Here is a 19,014-nt window from a genome sequence, read left to right on the forward strand (position 1 = left end):
GAATCCGTCCCGGTCAGCGTCGGCCGACGACGGCCGACAGGGCGTTGGCGAAGCTCATCGCCTGGTTGAGGCTGCCTTCGCCCTCGGCGTCGGCAGAGATACGCAGGCTGATGTCGTCGCCGGTGATCGTGCCGTCGTAGCCGTGGTCGGCGTCGCACTGCGGGTCGCCGCACGTGGCGGGCAGCAGATCGACGCGGCTGACGGTGCCCCACCCGACGGTGAGCGTCACCTCGCGCCCGAGCGTGCCCGGGCGGTAGGTCTCGGCGTCGGCGACGACGTGCGTCAGCGTCACGCCGCGCACGAACGACAGGGCCACGGCCTCCGACGTCGCGGTGACGGCCGAGTGCCCCGAGCCGTGCCCGTGGGTGCGCGGGTCGGCGTGGTCGTCGGCGTGCGCGATGACGAGCTTGTGCGGCGTGAGCGCGAGAACCGTGATGTGGCGGTGGAATTCGTCCTGGTCGAACGTCGTCTCGAGGTGCACGAGGTGGTGACGCACCTCGTCACCGGCGAGCGCCGTGGTGACGACGTCGCCGACGAGAGCCGGGAAGTAACCGGCCTTCTCGATGTCGCGGACGAGGTCGGCGGGCAGGGTGGCAGACATGCGTGCCATCATCCCACCTTCATCGCCCCCGGCGCGTGTCGGACGCCCGAACCTCACGTCATGGCCCGGCGCCCGGAATCCTGGCGCAGCGAGTGCGGCGCCAGCGTGATGCGGGCGCCCAGAACGTCGAGGCCGGTGGGGTTGGTGCTCACCGGGTTGAGTTCGAGGTGGGCGATCTCGGGGTTCTCGTCGGCGAGGATCGCGACGCGCGAGACGAGGTCTTCGATGGCGGCGCGATCGGCGGCGGTGCCGTGGCTGCCGTCGAGCAGCGGCCACGCCTTGATGGAGCTGACGAGGTCGGAGACGTCGCTCGTCGTGAGGGGCGGGATGCGGTAGCCGACGTCGTCGAGCAGGTCGGTGGGCGGGCCGCTGACGGAGAACGTGACGACGGGGCCGAAGAGCGGGTCCTCCGAGCTCGTCACGACGCAGCCGATGCCCGGCGTCGCCATCGACTGGACGACGAACTGGTCGGCCCCGAACTGGGTGAGGCGTTCCTCGAGCGCTTCGAAGGCCTCGACGACGGCGAGCGGTGAGCGCAGGTCGGCGCGCAGGGAGCTCGCCACCTGGTGGCGCACCTCCGGAGCGATCGACTTCACGACGACGGGGAAGCCGAGCTTCTCGGCTGCAGCGACGGCTTCCTTCGAGGTGCGCACCGGAATCGACTGCCACACGGAGATGCCGGCGAGACCGAGGAACTCGGCGACCTCGTCACCGGTGAGGTCGCGGCCCTCGGGCTGCTCGGTCATGACGCGGCGCACCATGGCGCGCACGCCCTTGCGGTCGATGCCCTCCGGCGCGAGGGGCTCACCGCGGTCGCGCTGGAGCCAGCCGGCGTAGTTCGTCACGGCGGCCAGGGCGCGGATCCCGTCCTCGGGCATGGGGTACGACGGCGTGACGACGCGCTCGCCGTCAGGGCTCGTGGCGGTGAGGGCCTCGGACGCGCCGTGGATGCCGAGGAAGGTGGTGATGCACGGCTTGTCGTAGCAGGCGCTCACCTCCGCGACGGCCCGCGCCACCTCGGTGCCGCCGGAGATGAGCGGCGGGATGAACGAGGCGATGACGGTGTCCACCGATTCGTCCTCGAAGGCTGCGACGAGGGCGTCACGGAAGCTCTCGACATCAGCATCGGGCGCGAGGGCGACAGGGCCCCGCGTCACCTCGAGCTTCCAGCTCAGTGCGGCGTCACCGCAGAGCGCGCCGAGGGCGTCGGAGTTCGTCACGACGGCGACGCGGCGACCCTTGGGCAGCGGCTGGTTGATGACGAGTTGGGCGACGTCGAACAGCTGGTGGACGTTGCCGACGCGGATGACGCCGCTCTGGCGCAGCATCTCGCGGAACGCGGCCGGGCTCGTGCGGGTCTCGCGGACGCGGTGGCCCGGGGGCACGCCGAACGCTGAGACCTCGGGCTTGACGACGATGACGGGCTTGCGCAGAGCGAGCTGACGGGCGATGCGTGTGAACTTGCGCGGGTTACCGACCGACTCGAGGTAGAGGCCGACGGCGTGGGTTTCGTCGTCGTCGATCCAGTACTGCATGAGGTCGTTGCCGGAGACGTCGATGCGGTTGCCGGCGGAGGCGAAGTCCGAAAGACCGAGGCCACGACGCCCGGCGCTGGCGAGAACCGCGATGCCGAGCGCGCCGCTCTGGGCGAAGAGGCCGAGGTGACCGGCGGGCGGCATCTCGTAGGCGATGGAGGCGTTGAGGCGCGTGTCGGCGCGCGTGTTGATGAGGCCGAAGCTGCTCGGGCCGACGACGCGCATGCCCTGGCTGCGCGCGAGGCTGAGCAGTTCGGCCTGACGCTCGGCGCCCTCGGCGGAGCCGGTCTCGGCGAACCCGGAGGAGACGACGAGCAGCGCCTTGACGCCGGCCGGGCCGCACTCGCGCACGACGTCGAGCACCTGCGCGGCAGGCACGGCGATGATCGCAAGATCGACGCGGACCTCGATGTCGCCGAGGCTGCGCACGGTGCGGTAGCCGTCGATCTCCTCGACGCTGGGGTGGACGACGTCGACGCGACCGGTGAACCCGCCCTCACGCAGGTTGGCGAGCACGCGCCCACCGACCGACGGGCCCTTGCTCGAGACGCCGATGACGGCGACGGACGACGGGTTGAGCAGGGCGCGCACCGACTGCGATTCGCTGCGCTGCTCGCGCGCGAGGCGCACGGCCTGCGACTTCTCGTTCGGTTCGATCTCGAACCGCACGGAGATGACGCCGTCGTCGAAGTTGCGCTTGACATCGTAACCGGCCTCGGTGAAGACCTGGATCATCTTGCGGTTCTGCGGCAGGACGTCGGCCACGAACTCGGCGACGCCGTTCTCGGCGCCGATGGCGGCGAGGTGTTCGAGCATGACGGAGCCGACGCCGCGGCCCTGGAAACTGTCGGCGATGTTGAAGGCGACCTCGGCCGAGGGAGCATCCGGCCCACCGAGGCGGTCGTAGCGGCCGATGCCGATGATGTCGTCACCCACGAGACCGACGAGGGCGACGCGCTCGACGTGGTCGACGTGGGTGAAGCGCGTGACGTCACGGTCACTCAGGCGCTTGATGGGGGCGAAGAAGCGCAGGTAGATGGACTCTTCGCTCTGGGCCGCGTGAAAGCGGTGAAGGCGTTCCGCGTCGTCAGGGCCGATGGGGCGCACGTGCGCCACGGAGCCGTCACGCAGGACGACATCGGCCTCCCATTCGCGCGGGTAATCGGCTGGCGCGGACTCCACCTCATCGCTCATGACTTCATTCAACCACCGTGGCCTGCGACGGACGTGTGAGTCCAGCGGCCTCCGCGATCGCTCGATCGCCACAGCTCGCCGTCGGTACGTGAGAGGGCGAGGAACTCCTGGCCGAGGGTGCGCACATCATCCATGCCACCGGTGGGCGCGTCGTCGCCACCGCTCGGTTCGCTCCAGCTGCGGCCGCCGTCGGAGGAGACGCGCAGCGGGTTGTCGTCGGAGGTGCGCGTTGTGGCGTCGGCGGCGGTGCGCGGGCCGCCGGAAGCCGCGACGATGTGTTCTCCGTCGGACGTGGCCAGCGAGATGCCGCCCTGGGTGGGCAGCGACAGGTTGCCGGTGCCGAGGAGTTGCCAGGTGCCGCCGCCGTCGGTGCTCGTGACGGTGGTGAAGCTCGTCGTCTTGGCGGAGACGGCTTCATCGCAGACGGCGACAAGACGGTTGGTGCCGTTGCCCGCGATGGCGCTGAACGGCTTTCCGCTGCAGGCCGATCCGGGGTTGAGGGGTGCGAGGCTGTCGCCGGCCAGACGCCAGGCACCGGGGGCGTCCCCGCTGCCGGGTTCGTTGCCGGCGAGGACGATGAGGCTGTCACCACCGACGACGAGGTCCGCGGCGTCGATCTGGCTCGTGGGCGTCGCGGCGGCGATCGTCTGGGCCAACCGCGGGGTGTCTCCGCCGCCGAGGCGGGAGATCTCCAGACGCCCCGAGCAGGTGCCCTGGATGCAGCCCGACGCCGTGAGCGCGAGGGTTTGTTTGTCGTGGACGACGACGTCGAGGACGGTGCTGCCGGGGTGGTCGACGTGGGTGAAGGTGCGTCCGCCGTCGCGCGTGACCCACAAGTCGCCGCCGTAGACGTAGCCCGTGCTCGGCGAGGTGAAGAGCACTTCGCTCAGGGCACCGGCGGGCTGGACGCGCGGCTGCGTGGCCCCGGTTGCCGCAGACGTGTCGGCGGAGCTGAACGTGTGCATCTGCGTCCACGTCTTGCCGTCGTCGGTGGAGCGCACGAGGGCGGAGCACGGCGTGCCGGAGCAGTCGCCTTCCCCGAGGCCGAAGAGGGTGTCGTCACCTGCGTTGGTCACCGACCAGAGGACGAACTTCTCATCGACCGCCGAGATGGTCTGCTCGCCTTCGACGTCCGCGGCGCCACCGGGCGCCGGGGGCTGAGCCCGTTGGGCATCGGCGACGGTCTCCCCCTGCGCGACGCCGGTGGGCGCGAAGGGGTCGCGCACGATGGTCCACGCGCCGATGAGGCAGAGCCCGATGGCGCCGAAGGCTGCCAATTGGGCGATCCACGAACGTTGCGGTGCGAGACGGCGCAGCAAGCCGGGCACGCGGCGCTCACGCGCGGGGGTGCGCGGGGCCTGCTCGCTCGGCGGTGTCACGGAGAAAGGGTATCGAGCCGGGCGCCGTCACCGACGCCGCCGCGCCTCTAGCGAATTCGCTCGACGGCCGACGCCGCTGCCTTTTCGAGGTCGGCTCCGGTGTTGGCGAGCGCCTCGTCGAGGTCCGTGTAGCCGGCGTGGATGGGCTCGACGGCGACGATTGTGTCGTCGATGAGGGCGCGCCCCTCCGGGCGGACCTCTCCCCCGAGCATGACGACGGGCACGCCGTGACGGCGGGCGATTTCGGCGACGCCCCAGGGCGTCTTGCCGAAGCGGGTCTGCCCGTCGATGCGGCCTTCGCCGGTGAGCACGAGGTCAGCGTCTCGCACGGCCTCCTCAAGCCCCACGGCCTCGGCGACGGCATCAAGACCCGGCCGGAGCGTCGCACCCGTGAGAGCGAGGAACGCAGCGCCGAGTCCCCCGGCAGCGCCCGCCCCGGGCAGGTCGCGGACCTCACGGCCCGTCGCCGTCTCGAGAACGTCGGCCCATCCTGCGAGCACCTTCTCGATGACGGGCACCCGCGCGGGCGTCACGCCCTTCTGCGGCCCGAAGACGGCGGTGGCGCCGTCGGGCCCGAGCAGCGGGTTCGTCACGTCACTGGCCAGGATCACCTCGACACCCGCAAGCCGCGGGTCGAGCTCCGACAGGTCGAGCGAGGCCACGTTGTTCATGCCCTCGGGCGTCGGAGTGACCGGCCTGCGGTTGGAGTCGAGCAATCGCCCACCGAGAGCGGAGATCATGCCCGCGCCACCGTCGTTCGTGGCCGATCCTCCGAGACCGATGACGAGCCGGCGCGCGTCCAGGTCGAGCGCGGCCGAGACGAGGTGCCCCACACCAGAACTGCAGGAGCGGTACGGGTCGCGCAGCTCCACCTCGATGTGATGCAGCCCGGCCCCCTGCGCGACGTCAACGACGGCGAGGCCTTCCGAAGCGACCCACCCGAGCTCAGCTGTGCGAGGACGTCCGAGCGCGTCCGTGATGTCCACGGCGATCAGCTGACCCCCCATCGCCGCCATGAGGGTTTCGGTCGTGCCTTCTCCCCCGTCGGCCACCGGCAATTCGACGACGTCCGCCGACGGAAGGACGCCGCGCACTCCCAGAGCCAGCGCTGCGGCGGCGTCCACCGCCGAGAGCGCTTCCTTGTAGGAGTCGGGGGCACAGACGACCTTCATGAGGCTGACCTCGTTCTCATTCGCCCCGCGGGGCGACGATCATCGGGATGGGCAGGTGGGCGAGCATCCGGCTCGCCACTGTACCGATGAAGGTCTGCTTGCCCTGCGCCAGGCGGGACGAACCGATGATGAGCGCGCTGTCGGGCTTCCACTCGATGTTCGCGATGGCCTCCTTGAGGTTCTTGCCCTGCCCGACCTGAGTCGTCACCTCGTCCACGTCGACCTCCTCGACGGCACGCTCGAGCGCCGCACGCACGCTTTCGACGCGTTCGTCGGGGACGTCGACGTCCGTACCGAGTTCGAGCAACGAGACGAGGCGCAGCGGAAGGCTGACGCGCTCGACGCCGCGGATGGCTTCCTCGAGAATCCGGCCGGCGCCGGCGCGGGGCCCGACCGCAGCGACGAGTTCGGTCAATTCAGCGGGAGCGTCCTTGCGGTAGCCGCGCGGAGCCATCGCGACCGGCACCGGCGAGGCGTGCAGGAGCGCGGTGACGATGGCGTTCGTCGACAGCGCCCGGGTGCCGGTTCCCGCGCCGATGACGATGAGGTCGGCGTCGATCTCCTTCGCGGCGTCGAGCACGCCCTCGGCCACGGAACCGCTGCGGCGAACGTGGAGGACGACGTTGTCCAGGTCCGTCAGCGCGTCGAGGTGCTTCTGCACGCCCTCACTGGCCTGGCGCACGACCTCCTGGGTGAAGCTGACATCGCCGAACGTGTGGGCGCCGAACGTCTCCTCGCGCACGACGTAGACGACGGCGAGCTCGGCCCGGAAGGTGCGGGCGAGCGTCGCGCCGAGGGCGAGGGCGTCCTTGGAGCGGGCGTCGCCGCCCCACGCGACGAGGTATCGGACGGTCGAGTCGCTCATCGCGTTTCACCTTCGCCTGTTGCCTGGGTCTGCCTTGTCGACACACCGCTGAGACCGCCGTCTGTGACGAGGTCGCCTTCCTGCGTGATGGTCACGTCGCCAGCGATGACGCCGTACTGGGTGCCCTCGGCACGCCAGCGCTGCAGGTCTTCGAACGAGCCGGTGCGCAGTGTCCGCCCCCGGAAGAACGTCGCGTCCCGCGACCACTGCAGGGCCATGAGCGCGAAGCCACACAGGAGCGAGACAACACCGACCACGGCCACGGCGCCGAAGCCCCAAATGGTCACGTTCTTGCCGTTGTCGTCGAGCAGATAGTCGGGTTCGGCGTACGACTTCACGGCGTAGGCGAACATGAGGAAGAGGAACGCCCCGCCGAGGCACGGGATGAGGCCGCGGTTGACGAAGTGGCGCGCCGACGTGTGCAGCGAGTGCCGGTAGAACCAGGCACAGGCGAAGCCGGTGATGCCGTAGTAGAAGGCGATCTGCAGCCCGATCGCGCCGATGAGTGCGCCGAGGATGTTCGTGCTGATGAGGGTCATGAGCAGGTAGAAACCTGCCGAGACGATGCCCATTCCGAGCGTCGACCACGTGGGCGTCTGGTAACGCGGGTGCACGGTGGAGAACTTGGCCGGCAGCGCGCGGAACACGCCCATCGAGAGGGCGGTGCGCGCCGTCGGGAGGATCGTCGTCTGTGTCGAGGCGGCCGACGAGGTGAGAATCGAAATGGCCAGGAGCGCCAGCCCGGCGTGGCCGACGAAGGTGTCGCCGAAGAGCGCCGGACCGATCGCGGTGAACACGTCGTCGGCGTTGGATTCGTTGCCGAGCCCGATGCCCGTGTCCCCCGTTCCGGCGAACGCGACGGTGGCGATGGAGACGAAGACGTAGATGACGAGAAGCAGCAGGGTCGAGATAACGGCGGCGCGGCCCGGCGTGCGACTGGGGTCGTCGGCCTCCTCGTTCGTCGAGACGGCCGAATCCCAGCCCCAGTAGATGAAGACGGCGAGCAGCACCGTCGAGGACAGCACCGACATCGAGAGTCCGCTGGGCCACAGCCACGACAGCGACGGCTTCACCGAGCCTGCCGGGGCGCTGCCGGCGTAGACCTTCCACAGCGCCACGCCCACGACCATGATGAGCGTGAGCACCTCGATCGTCAGCAGCGCGTACTGCAGGCGGACGGAGACTTCGATGCCGCGGAACGAGATCCACGTCATGACGCCGATCCACAGGAGGCCCGCGGCGGTGGACCAGAATGTGCTCGTGTCGAGGCTGTTGTGCAGGCCGAGTTCGTTCGCGAGGGTGAACGAGTAGGCTCCGGCGATCTGGGCGAGGTTCGCCATGACGATGATGTCGGCGATGACGATGCCCCAGCCGCCCATCCAGCCGGCCACGGGGCCGAAGGCGCGGGTCACCCAGGTGAAGGTGGTGCCGCAGTCGGGTTCGGCCTCGTTGAGCTCGCGGTAGGCCACCGCGATGAAGTACATGGGCAGGAAGGCCAGCAGCATGATGGCGGGCGCCTTGAAGCCAGCGCCGCCCGCGACGACGAAGCCGAGTGTCGCGGCGAGTGAGTAGGCCGGCGCCGTCGAGGCCACGCCGACGACAACGCTCCCGGTGAGGCTCAGGGCGCCCGCGCGAAGCCCCTTGCCCTCGGTGACGACGGTCGCGCCCGATCCTGCGTCGCTCATCTCACTGCTCCCGCATGCCCCAGGGGGCACCGAAACCCTCGGGCTTCGGCGCCTTGAGCAGGTCGAGGAACGGTACGGCGTCGAACGCTTCAGGGCCGAAGACGCCGGCGCCGGACCACGCACCGATGGCAAGGAGTTCGAGAGCGACGACGGGGTTGATCGCCGTCTGCCAGACGACGCACTGGGAGTCGTAGTCCTTCATCGTCTGCTCGTTGTCGACGACGTGGGAGAGGTACGTCGAGCGCGGCTCGCCGTCCGTGCCGGTTGCCGGTGACCCACAGGCCGGCACAGGTCTTGCCCTTCATGCGCGGCCCGATGATGGCGGGGTCGGGCAGAGCTGCTGCGACGACGTCGCGCGGCGAGATCTGCTGGCCCTTGACGGTGATGAGTTCCGTTGAGTCGAGGCCGAGGGTGTGGAGCACCTTGAGGATGCCGATGAACTCCTTGCCGAGGACGTACTTGAAGGTGACGCGCTTGGCGTCGACCTAGCGCGGCATGAGGAGCACTTCCTCGTGTTCGACGTTGACGCACTCCACCTCGCCGATGCCCTCGGGGAAGTCGAAGGTTTCGGGGCTCACGGAACGGCGGCGTGGTGAACCAGCCGCGGTCCTTGTCCCAGACGACGGGCGGGTTGAGGCATTCCTCGACGGTCGTCCACATGGAGAAAGACGGCGCGAAGATCTCGTTGCCGTCGTCGTCGGTGACGACGAGGTTGGCGCCGTCGCGGGTGCCGAGTTCGTCGATCTCGGAGAAGAGGTGGTCGGCGGCGTAGCGGGCGAAGACGTCCGAGAGGCCGGGCTCGACACCGATGCCGACGAGCGCGCGGCGTCCGGCCTTCTCCCACGCGTCGGCCTTGGCGAACTGCTCGTCGCCGAGCTTGACGCCGACGTTCGCGTACGGCTCGCTCTCGTGGGGCTTCGAGAGGGACATCGCCATGTCGAGGTAGTCGGCGCCCGCGGCGAAGGCTCCGTCGAAAATGGGGATGACGAAGACGGGGTCGACGGCGTTGAACACGTGCATGATGGCGTGCTCGCGGCAGAGCGCCTCGACGCCCTCGGCGCTCGAGGCGTCGATCTGAGCGGAGGTGACGCGGGCCTCGCCGTTACGACGCTCGGACGCAGCGCGGGCGCTCGCCTCGGCCCGCTCGGCGGAGTAGTCAGCGACGACGAGCGCCTCGAAGAAGTCACGTTCGACGAGGAGTTTCGCGGCGGCCGAGCCGACGCCGCCGGCGCCGATGAGCAGGATGCGCATAGTCGTGTGGTCCGTTCAGGAAGTCGGGCGGTTCGGGACGTGCTGACTGCGGTGTGATCTCAGGTCAGCCGCACCGGGCCGTCGACTCGTGCGTGTGCCCGGATCGCCCCTACGGATCCGCCGGCATCGCCGCGTTGCCCGCGCCTCCACCAGACATGCACGTGAGACGCAGATCACTATGGGCGCGAGCATAGGCCTCGCCAATGACAACCGCCATAGGTGCGTCAGCCAGTGGAAGGAGAGCCCTCGGGAAGCCCCAACCTCCGTATGGCGACGTTTGGGGTACGTGGTGACGTCTGACCGTCACCAGGTACCCCAACCGTCACCAAACTTCGCAGAGAAGACGAGGGCCGAGCCGTACCCTGAGCCCATGCGGCCCGGCCTTTACGAAAAGCTCATTACTGCTCGCCTCGCGGCCGAGTTGGAAGAACTGCAGGACCGCTTCACGGTGACGAAGGGCGTCGTCGACGAGGCCATCGCGCCGGAGGTTCTCGCTCGCCACCTGGCGAAGTCACTCGTCCGCCATCTCGCCAGCGACGAAGGCCCGAGCCGCGTCAACGAGATCCTGCGAGCACTCGAGGACGAGGACGACGAGCTGCTTCCCGAGGACGAACTCGCCGAACTCCTCGCGCTCTCCCCCACCGCCGGACTCGGCGCCGGGCGTCAGTACACGCGTCGCCCGAGTACCCGCCTGTCGGAGGCGGCGCTGCTGACTAACGCACAGGGCGAGCCGAGTATCGGCGGCGAGCTGCGCAACGAGCTCGCAACGGCCGATCGCGTCGACCTGCTGTGTGCCTTCGTCATGTGGCCGGGCATCCGCGTCATCGAAGATCAGTTGCGGGGGTTGAAGGACCACGGGGTGCCGATCCGCGTCATCACGAGCACGTACACGGGGTGCACGGATCGAGGGGCGCTCGATCGGTTGGTCACGGAGTACGGCGCCGAGGTGAAGGTGCACTACGAGACGAGCCGTACGCGCCTGCACGCGAAGGCCTGGATCTTTCACCGCGACAGCGGGTACGGCACGGGGTTCGTGGGCTCGTCGAACCTGTCGTCGTCGGCGCTGCTCGACGGCGTCGAGTGGAACGTGCGCATCAGCGACATCGCGACGCCGACGCTCATGCGCAAGTTCGAGGCGACGTTCGACAGCTATTGGGCGAACCCGGCGTTCGAGACGTATGAGCCGAGCCGCGATCACGAGCGGCTCGATAGCGCCTTGCTCACCGCGTCCGGCCGGCAGAAGAGCGAGGGCATCAGCCTCTCGGGTCTCGAGGTGACGGCGCGCCCACACCAGGCACGCATGCTGGAGGAGCTCGAGGCACACCGCACGGTTCACGGCCGTCACCGCAACCTCGTCATCGCGGCGACGGGTACCGGCAAGACGGTGGTGGCGGCGCTCGACTACAAGCGAATGTGTTCCGGCTCGAACCGCCCGAGGCTGCTGTTCGTCGCGCATCGCCGCGAGATCCTCGAGCAGGCGCGGCGCACGTACGCGGAGGTGCTGCGTGACCCGAACTTCGGCGAGCTGCTCGTCGACGGGCATCGTCCCGTGAACAACACGCACGTGTTCGCGAGTGTGCAGTCGCTCGCCACGACAGATCTGACGGCCGTCGACCCGACGGCGTACGACGTCATCGTCATCGACGAGTTCCACCACGCGTCGGCGCCGACGTACCGACGCATCCTCGACCACTTCGAGCCGCGAGAATTGCTCGGACTCACCGCGACGCCAGAGCGAGCGGACGGGCAGGACGTGGGCGAGGTGTTCTTCGATGGGCACGCGGCGACGGAACTGCGGTTGTGGGATGCGCTCGAGGAGGATCTCCTCACGCCGTTCCACTACTTCGTCGTGGGCGACACGGTGGATCTGACGTCGGTGAAGTGGCTCGGTTCGCGGGGCACCTACGATCGCGCCGAGCTCAGTGAGTTGCTGGCGACGAATGCCGAGCGAGCGGCGCACGTGCTGCGTTCGGTGGAGGCCAAGGTGGGCGACCTGCACGCAATGAAAGCGCTCGGGTTCTGTGTGTCGTTGGAGCACGCGCGGTTCATGGCGCAGTTCTTCACGGCGTCGGGAGTGCCGTCGATGCACGTGACGTCGGCGGCCGACAGCGCGGATCGGGGTGAAACGCAGCGTCGCCTGCGTGACGGTGAGATCAAGGCGATCTTCACGGTGGACATGTTCAACGAGGGTGTCGACATTCCGGCCGTCAACACGGTGTTGTTCCTGCGCCCGACGGAGAGCCCGACGGTCTTCGTTCAGCAGTTGGGGCGCGGTTTGCGCTTGGCGAACGACAAGCCGGTGCTGACGGCGTTGGACTTCGTCGGGCATCAGCGCAAGGAGTATCGCTGGGATCGCAAGCTGCGTGCGGTGGCGAAGACGATCAAGCGGACGGAGTTGACGACGGCGATCGACGGGGCCGGCATTCCGCTGCCGGCGGGCTCGCAGATCGTGTTCGATCGAGTGGCGCGCGACATCGTGGTGAAGAACATCAAGGCGGGGGTTTCGGGCGGTTGGCAGTCGCTGGTGCGTGAGGCCCGCGAGACACGGCCCGACTCGCTGCGAGCCTTCCTCGACGACAGCGGCCTGGAGCTGGCCGACCTCTACACGAACAACAAGAGCTGGACTCTTCTGCGTCGAGAAGCCGGCCTCCTGCCGCGAGAAGGGTCGGCATTGGAGCGCGATCTTCTGAAGCGGGTGCGGGCGTTCATGCACGTGGACGATGTGGAGCGCTCGCGGGCGTACCGAGAGGTGCTGAGAGACGGGTTCACGTGGGAGGAGGCGTCGAACGCGGCACGCCGGTACGCGCCCGTGCTGACGATGGCGTTGTTCCCCCGGGGCGGGTATGCGTCAGCCCGCGACGCCGTGGCTGCCCTGGGCCCCGAGGTGGAGTTCCGCCGCGAACTGACGACGGTGCTCGAGATGGCCCTGGACAACGCGACGTACCCCACGCGACCGATGGACGGTCGGCTCGGCACTCTGCCGTTGGCGTTGCATGCCCGCTACACCCGCGAGGAGTTGCTGACGGCGATCGGGTACGCGTCGTACGACGAGAAGCGCTTCCCGAGTGCCGCGGTGGCCGGGGTGTACTACCGGCCGGAGCAGGCGTTGGACGCCTTCCTCGTGACGACGAACAAGGTGGGCTCGGGCTTCTCTCCGACGACGATGTACCGCGACTACGCGATCAGTCACGACCTGTTCCACTGGGAGTCGCAGGGCGTGACGCGCGAGGACTCGGCGACCGGCCAGCGCTACGTTCAGCACGCAGAGCGGGGCTCTTCAATCGCCCTGTTCGTACGCGAGCACAAGGTTGACGTCTTCGGCGGAGGCGCCCCGTACGTCTACCTCGGCGACGCGACCTACGTCAGGCACGAGGGCGAACGCCCGATGGCGATCACGTGGAAGCTGACGCACCCCATGCCGGAGCAGGTGTTCCAGTGGGCCTCAGTGGTGTGACCTTCCAGCTCACAGAGCTGAGACAGCGTTGCAGACACCGCTGAGGAGCCGGTCGCGGCGTTCCGAGGGCCGGGGAACGCACGCCATGCAGCAGCCCATCCCCTGGCGCCGGGAACAATCGTGCGTTCGGTCCCGCAGTCTTCACACAGATCAGAAACCTGCCGAGAGATCTCGTGATTTGTCGGGGCCAGGTCACTTCGGCTGTCATTTTCCGAGACCCGCAATTCGGGCGTCATCATCACCAGAGCTGAGCAGACGCTCCCGCGCACACGGCACCCGACTCAGCCGACCGCAAGCCCGAACGACTGCCGCGGATCCGACATAGACTCCCTGAGATCGTGCCAGCGGAGGCGCGCTGCCGAAGGGGGACCGAATGAGAAAGACGTACCTTGTTCTAGCCGGTGCAACACTGCTGAGTGTTTCTGCGTGTAGCTCGGGCGGTGACGCACCCGACGCCGCCACGACACGTGGAGCAACTCAAACCACGAGCTCATCGACGAGATTGTCTTCGTCAAGCTCAACACCGACAACGTCATCGTCGAGTTCGACATCGTCCACGAAATCCAGCGCCAGCTCGAGTTCATCGATGGCCATGCCGGCTGGCGCGTGCTCAGCGAGTTCGATCAACAAGGCCCTTGCGCGGCAGGGGCTGACCGACGGCCTGGGTAATGTCGCCCAGTTCAGTTCGAACACGCCCCTCAACTGTGCCGACGGCTGGGTGGCTGAGAACCCCTATCAGGCGGGCGACGCTGCCGTGATTCTTCGATGGCGTGAAGGGCAATGGCGTCTCGTGACCTCGTCCAGCCTTTCCATGTGCAAGTCACAACTCGTGGCGGCCGGCGCCCCACAGCGTCTCGTGCAGCAGCTCAACTCACCGAGCTATCCCATCCTCAGCCCCACATGCGGAACTCCTGAGATGCAGTCGCCCTTCGCAGATAAGCAGAGCTCGGCAACAAGCTCAGAGGCAGCCACCACCAGCGAGGCGTGCAAGCTGACGTCGCCGAACGCGCCGACCTTGGCGCTAAGCACCTCCCTCAGCGGGCTGACATGTGCGGAAGCGAAGCGCGTCAGCGCCACCTATTGGGCGAAGCCAGTGACGATGAACAACGGCAACACCAACAACCAGAGGTTCGACGGATGGGAGTGCTACGCACCCACCGCCGTCTCCAGCCAGGAGCAGAACATCGCCTGGACGTGTCCAGGCAATGGAAAGTCGTTCACCGTGCACAACTCGTGAAACTGAGCCCAGCTTCGCGAGTACGGACCCAACCCTGAGTAGCAGGGTTGGGGCCGTACTGGCGTTCAGGCAATGCTCTTACTTCTGGTAGTAACCGGCCGCGTTTCCGAAACCGTTCTCAACCTTGAGGACGAGGTCTCCGGATTCATTGACGCCGTAGGCCTCTTTCCACTTCAAGGACTTGCCCGGAAGGACATCGACCATGGGCGAGTCAACACCGTTGCCAGAGTCGTAGACGCGATCCGCCTCGACATCTCCGGTCGTCGCAGACGTCATGAAATCCGACCCGGGCGAATACGGCTTGCCTGAACCGTTCTTGAGCACGATCTCGACGACCACAAACTTCTTGAAACTCCCGTCGACGGCCGCTGACTCAGACGGGGTGTATGGCTTGGGTTCAGAGACCGTAACGGCCACCTTGTCGTCCCACGTGAACGTCGACCCGAACTTCTTGGTGAGCGACGAGCTTTCGCTCGACTCTTCACTGGGCTCGGCCGAGGTATCGCCGGACGAAGCGCCGTCGCCTGCCGATTCAGAACTCGACTGCGAGCTGGACGAGTTCGCACTATTCTTGGGCGATTCGTCCGTGTTCGTAACTTCCTGACCACAGGCAGCCAGGGAAAGGGCGAGCAGGGTGACGCTCGCGATCTTTGCGATTTTCATGTCGTGAGAGTAAGTGCCACGCCACTCCAACAGCGTCGAATTCCACAACCTTCGCAAAGGTAAGTTGGTCCGACCTGGGCGGACGCCACTGGCGATTGACGCCTGAAGGAATGGTGCCCTCTGCCTGCTCGCCAGTCCCCAAGGGTCCGATGTCCTAATGATTGGGACAACGAGACACGTGGTGGCGAGGCTCCCGCTCGCACCCGCCGGGCCGCGTGTCGCGACACCCCCTCGTCAGCCCATGCGAGAGGATGACAGGTGCACTGTGCCCTCCCCTGGGCGTCCGCGACGTGAAGGATGATCGGTGGCCCGTTCGAAGAAGCCCGAGGTTCTCGACGACGACTTCGTCGAGAACATCATCGACATCGATGTCGAAGAGGAGATGCGCTCGGCGTTCCTCGAGTACTCCTACTCCGTCATCTACTCGCGCGCCCTGCCCGACGCGCGCGACGGCCTCAAGCCGGTGCAGCGCCGCATCCTGTTCTCCATGGACGAGCTCGGCCTCATGCCGACGAAGAACCACGTCAAGTCCTCCCGCGTCGTCGGCGAGGTCATGGGTAAGTACCACCCCCACGGCGACTCGGCCATCTACGACACCCTCGTGCGCATGGCGCAGGACTTCACGATGCGCCTGCCGCTCGTCGACGGCCACGGCAACTTCGGCTCCCTCGACCAGGGCCCCGCCGCCTCCCGTTACACCGAGGCCCGCCTCGCGCCGGCCGCGCTGACGCTCACCGAGAGCCTCGACGAGAACACCGTCGACTTCGTCCCCAACTACGACGACTCCCTGCAGCAGCCGTCCGTCCTGCCGGCCGCGTTCCCCAACCTGCTCGTCAATGGCGCCAGCGGCATCGCCGTCGGCATGGCCACCAACATGCCGCCGCACAACCTCGGCGAAGTCGTCCAGGCCGCCGTCCACCTCATCAAGAACCCCGACTGCAGCCTCGACGACCTCATGCGCTTCGTCCCCGGCCCCGACCTGCCCATGGGCGGGCGCATCGTCGGCCTCGAGGGCGTGCGCGACGCGTACCTTTCCGGCCGCGGCTCCTTCCGCACCCGCGCCACGTGCAGCATCGAGAACGTCACGCCCCGCAAGAAGGGCATCGTCGTCACCGAACTGCCCTACATGGTCGGCCCTGAAAAGGTCATCGACCGCATGCGCGATCTCGTGAGCAGCAAGAAGCTGCAGGGCATCTCCGACGTCAAAGACCTCTCGGACCGCCACCACGGCCTGCGCCTCGTCATCGAACTCAAGAACGGCTTCAACCCCGACGCCGTCCTCGACCAGCTCTACAAGCTCACGCCGATGGAGGAATCCTTCGGCATCAACAACGTCGCCCTCGTCGACGGCCAGCCGCGCACCCTCGGCCTCAAGGACCTCCTGCGCGTTTACACCGACTTCCGCATCGACGTCGTGCGTCGCCGCACCGCCTACCGCCTCGGCAAGAAGGAAGACCGCCTCCACCTCGTCGACGGTCTGCTCATCGCGATCCTCGACATCGACGAGGTCATCCAGATCATCCGCTCGTCCGACGACTCGGGCATCGCGCGCGAACGCCTCAAGAAGGTCTTCGACCTCTCCGAGGCGCAGGCCACCTACATCCTTGACCTGCAGCTGCGCCGCCTGACGAAGTTCTCCCGCCTCGAGCTGGAGAAGGAAGCCGAAGAGCTGCGCAAGGAGATCGAGAAGCTGCGCGCCATCCTCGCCGACGTCAAGCTCCTGCACAAGGTCGTCTGCGACGAACTGCTCGCCATCGCTAAGGAGCACGGCACGCCGCGCCGCACCGTGCTGCTCGAGGCCTCCGGCGAGACGAAGACCGCCAAGAGCGCCACCCCGCTCGAGATCGCCGACGACCCGTGCTGGGTGCTCCTCTCCTCCACCGGCCTCGTCGCGCGGACGACGAACGCCGACCCGCTTGCCACCGACGGCAACCGCCGCAAGCACGACGCCATCGTCGCCGCCGCGCGCACGAGCGCCCGCGGTGAGTTCGGCGTCGTCACCTCGACCGGACGTCTCTTCCGCGTCTCCGCGCTCGAACTGCCGCACCTCGTCGACACCCACGAAGCACCCGTGCTCGACGGCGGCGCACCGCTCGCCGCGTTCGTCGACCTCGCGCCCGGCGAGAAGGTCCTCACCGTGACGTCGCTGCGCACCGACTCCCCCGGCCTCGCGCTCGGCACGGCCGCCGGCGTCGTCAAGCGCGTCAACCCGGACTACGCGAACAAACCGATCATGGAAGTGATCACGCTCAAGGGTGACGACGTCGTCGTCGGCGCCGTCGAACTCCAGACCGGCACCGAGGAACTCGTCTTCGTCACCAACGAAGCGCAGCTGCTGCACTTCAACGCCGACGGCGTGCGCCCGCAAGGCCGCACCGGCGGCGGCGTCGCCGGCATCAAGCTCGGCAAGGGCGCCCACGTCATCCACTTCGGCGGCGTCTCGCGCGACGGCGTCGTCGTCACCGGCGCCGGCCACCCGAGTTCGCCCGACGGCGAGATCACCTCGCTCAAGGTCGCGCCGTTCGCCGAGTTCCCGGCCAAGGGCCGCGCGACGGCCGGCGTGCGCGCGCACCGCTTCCTGCGTGGTGAGAACCACCTGACGTTCGCGTGGGTGGGCTCCGCCCCGGCGCGCGCGGCTGACGCGACGGGCAAGGCCATCACCCTGCCTCCGGCCGACGGCAAGCGCGACGGCTCGGGCGACACCGCTCCCGGGCAGATCGCGGCCATCGGCACGACCGCGCCGTACACCGACGTTCCGGCCGACGCGTCGGCGAGCGAGGTGGCGGAGCAGACGCCTGTCAGCGCCGCTGAGGAGAGCGCCGAGGGCACGTTGAGCCTGTTCGACGGCGACGACGCCTGACCCGGCCGGGCCGCTCTGTGAGTGTTGGCCCGGTCTGTGACCGGCGCGGCTCACAGAGCGGGCCAGCGGTCACATCCTGATTCATGGTGCCGGACGGGGGTGCGCGTCCCCTACGCAGGTCGGTGCCACCTTCTCACTCGTCATGAGAAGGCTGTCTGTCCTCCTGCCACACCACGCGTAAGGGCCTATGCGCTTCCCGACTAGGCTTAAAGCGTGACTTCATCGCTGTGCTCTGCCGACTGGGACGACTCCGCCCTACCCGCCTGGGGCAGCGCGAAAGATGCCCGCGTCATCGTCGTCGTGGAAGTCGGCGGATCGTGGGGGCGTGACACTGTCGCCGACGCCGGGCTCAAGTCTCCGAAGGGCGCCACTCTGTACGTGGTGCGCTCCCCCGGTCGTCATGCCGAGACACCGTCACTGCAGCGCGTCATCGTGAGCGGTGGGTTCGACAACGAGCCGTGGCTTGTCACCGGAAAACTGAATGCCCCAGGGGTTTCCACGTTCCTTTCGGGCAATGTTGTCGAAGAATCGTGGTGGTCCGAGTTCGGCTTCGAGCGTTCCGACGAACCCGCGCTCCTCGTATGCACCAACGGTGTTCGAGACACGTGCTGCGCGGTTCGCGGACGACCCGTCGCCCAGTCGGCCTACGCGGCTGAGCCGACCCGCACGTGGGAGGTGTCGCACATCGGCGGTCACCGCTTCGCGCCGACGGCGATCCATCTGCCGAGTGGGCAGACGTTCGGCCGCCTCACGGGCGACGACGCCGCCACTCTGGCCCGCGCTGCCACAACTGACGCTCTCCCCGCCGAACTCTTCTCACGCGCCAAGCACCGCGGACGGGTGGATCTCTCCCCCGCCCAGCGCGTCGCCGAGACCTGGTGGCGCGAGCAGCACCCCGAGCTGCCGCTGACCCCACCCGTCGCAATCGGAGCAGCGACGAAGACCGACGGCGGCGAGAGCGTCGAGCTGCCCGACGGCACGACGCTGCTCGTCACCACGCACAAGGGCCCGGAGCTGCGCGATTCGTGCATCAAGAACCCCAAGCCGTCGCAGTACTACGAGGGCTCGCTCGACCACGCGTGACGGTTCGGCCGGTAACGCGAGGGCTATCCCGCATC

12 protein-coding genes and 1 pseudogene are annotated in these 19,014 nt (G+C 68.0%); 4 read left to right on the top strand and 9 right to left on the bottom strand.

Annotation, left to right across the window (positions count from 1 at the left end; translation table 11 throughout):
• Positions 1 to 13: 13 nt before the first annotated feature.
• From H7F30_RS11840 to H7F30_RS11870, 7 genes and pseudogenes are all read right to left on the bottom strand, one after another.
• Positions 14 to 610, bottom strand: coding sequence for a DUF5998 family protein (locus H7F30_RS11840; protein ID WP_187035301.1), 597 nt, complete (start codon positions 608 to 610; stop codon positions 14 to 16).
• Positions 611 to 654: 44 nt separating this feature from the next.
• Positions 655 to 3,330, bottom strand: coding sequence for a GNAT family N-acetyltransferase (locus H7F30_RS11845; protein ID WP_187035303.1), 2,676 nt, complete (start codon positions 3,328 to 3,330; stop codon positions 655 to 657).
• Between the two features lie 8 nt (positions 3,331 to 3,338).
• The gene (locus tag H7F30_RS11850) at positions 3,339 to 4,709 is read right to left on the bottom strand and encodes a hypothetical protein (protein ID WP_187035305.1); all 1,371 of its coding nucleotides are present in this window, start codon (positions 4,707 to 4,709) and stop codon (positions 3,339 to 3,341) included.
• Positions 4,710 to 4,756: 47 nt separating this feature from the next.
• Complete coding sequence (locus H7F30_RS11855) at positions 4,757 to 5,881, bottom strand: glycerate kinase (RefSeq protein WP_187035307.1); 1,125 nt, start codon at positions 5,879 to 5,881, stop codon at positions 4,757 to 4,759.
• Between the two features lie 16 nt (positions 5,882 to 5,897).
• Entirely contained in the window at positions 5,898 to 6,746 is an 849-nt protein-coding gene (locus H7F30_RS11860; RefSeq protein WP_187035309.1) for a universal stress protein, read from the bottom strand.
• On the bottom strand, positions 6,743 to 8,431 hold the full coding sequence (locus H7F30_RS11865; protein WP_187035311.1) for an APC family permease: 1,689 nt from the start codon (positions 8,429 to 8,431) through the stop codon (positions 6,743 to 6,745). Before H7F30_RS11865 ends, H7F30_RS11860 begins: the two co-directional genes overlap by 4 nt.
• A gap of 1 nt (position 8,432) precedes the next feature.
• A pseudogene (locus H7F30_RS11870) lies at positions 8,433 to 9,682 on the bottom strand (saccharopine dehydrogenase family protein).
• Between the two features lie 370 nt (positions 9,683 to 10,052).
• On the opposite strand from H7F30_RS11870, the gene H7F30_RS11875 reads away from it, so the two are divergent.
• On the top strand, positions 10,053 to 13,136 hold the full coding sequence (locus H7F30_RS11875) for a DUF3427 domain-containing protein (protein WP_187035313.1): 3,084 nt from the start codon (positions 10,053 to 10,055) through the stop codon (positions 13,134 to 13,136).
• A 477-nt stretch (positions 13,137 to 13,613) separates the two neighbouring features.
• On the opposite strand, the gene H7F30_RS11880 is transcribed toward H7F30_RS11875, so the two are convergent.
• Positions 13,614 to 13,829 (bottom strand): hypothetical protein, encoded by a 216-nt coding sequence (locus H7F30_RS11880; RefSeq protein WP_187035315.1) that lies wholly within the window; start codon positions 13,827 to 13,829, stop codon positions 13,614 to 13,616.
• Between the two features lie 25 nt (positions 13,830 to 13,854).
• On the opposite strand from H7F30_RS11880, the gene H7F30_RS11885 reads away from it, so the two are divergent.
• The gene (locus H7F30_RS11885) at positions 13,855 to 14,373 is read left to right on the top strand and encodes a hypothetical protein (RefSeq protein ID WP_187035317.1); all 519 of its coding nucleotides are present in this window, start codon (positions 13,855 to 13,857) and stop codon (positions 14,371 to 14,373) included.
• Positions 14,374 to 14,451: 78 nt separating this feature from the next.
• Here the strand turns inward: H7F30_RS11885 and H7F30_RS11890 are convergent, their stop codons facing one another.
• Positions 14,452 to 15,036 carry a hypothetical protein gene (locus tag H7F30_RS11890; protein WP_187035319.1) on the bottom strand — a complete coding sequence of 195 codons (585 nt, stop codon included), beginning with the start codon at positions 15,034 to 15,036 and terminating at the stop codon, positions 14,452 to 14,454.
• A 304-nt stretch (positions 15,037 to 15,340) separates the two neighbouring features.
• Between H7F30_RS11890 and H7F30_RS11895 the strand changes: the two genes are divergently transcribed.
• Both H7F30_RS11895 and H7F30_RS11900 read left to right on the top strand, forming a co-directional pair.
• Positions 15,341 to 17,896, top strand: a complete 2,556-nt coding sequence (locus tag H7F30_RS11895) for a DNA topoisomerase (ATP-hydrolyzing) subunit A (RefSeq protein WP_187035320.1) — start codon at positions 15,341 to 15,343, stop codon at positions 17,894 to 17,896.
• 213 nt (positions 17,897 to 18,109) lie between these two features.
• A complete protein-coding gene (locus H7F30_RS11900) occupies positions 18,110 to 18,979 on the top strand; it encodes a sucrase ferredoxin (RefSeq protein ID WP_187035322.1) in 870 nt (289 codons plus the stop codon).
• Positions 18,980 to 19,014: the final 35 nt, after the last annotated feature.

Source organism: Dermacoccus sp. PAMC28757, assembly GCF_014302635.1.
Taxonomy (GTDB): domain Bacteria; phylum Actinomycetota; class Actinomycetes; order Actinomycetales; family Dermatophilaceae; genus Dermacoccus; species Dermacoccus abyssi.

Bases quoted from the DNA above. Each gene is read 5' to 3' on its own strand.
- H7F30_RS11875 (WP_187035313.1), top strand. From the start codon at position 10,053: ATGCGGCCCGGCCTTTACGAAAAGCTCATTACTGCTCGCCTCGCGGCC.
- H7F30_RS11840 (WP_187035301.1), bottom strand. From the start codon at position 610: ATGGCACGCATGTCTGCCACCCTGCCCGCCGACCTCGTCCGCGACATC.
- H7F30_RS11865 (WP_187035311.1), bottom strand. From the start codon at position 8,431: ATGAGCGACGCAGGATCGGGCGCGACCGTCGTCACCGAGGGCAAGGGG.
- H7F30_RS11845 (WP_187035303.1), bottom strand. From the start codon at position 3,330: ATGAGCGATGAGGTGGAGTCCGCGCCAGCCGATTACCCGCGCGAATGG.
- H7F30_RS11855 (WP_187035307.1), bottom strand. From the start codon at position 5,881: ATGAAGGTCGTCTGTGCCCCCGACTCCTACAAGGAAGCGCTCTCGGCG.
- H7F30_RS11860 (WP_187035309.1), bottom strand. From the start codon at position 6,746: ATGAGCGACTCGACCGTCCGATACCTCGTCGCGTGGGGCGGCGACGCC.
- H7F30_RS11890 (WP_187035319.1), bottom strand. From the start codon at position 15,036: ATGAAAATCGCAAAGATCGCGAGCGTCACCCTGCTCGCCCTTTCCCTG.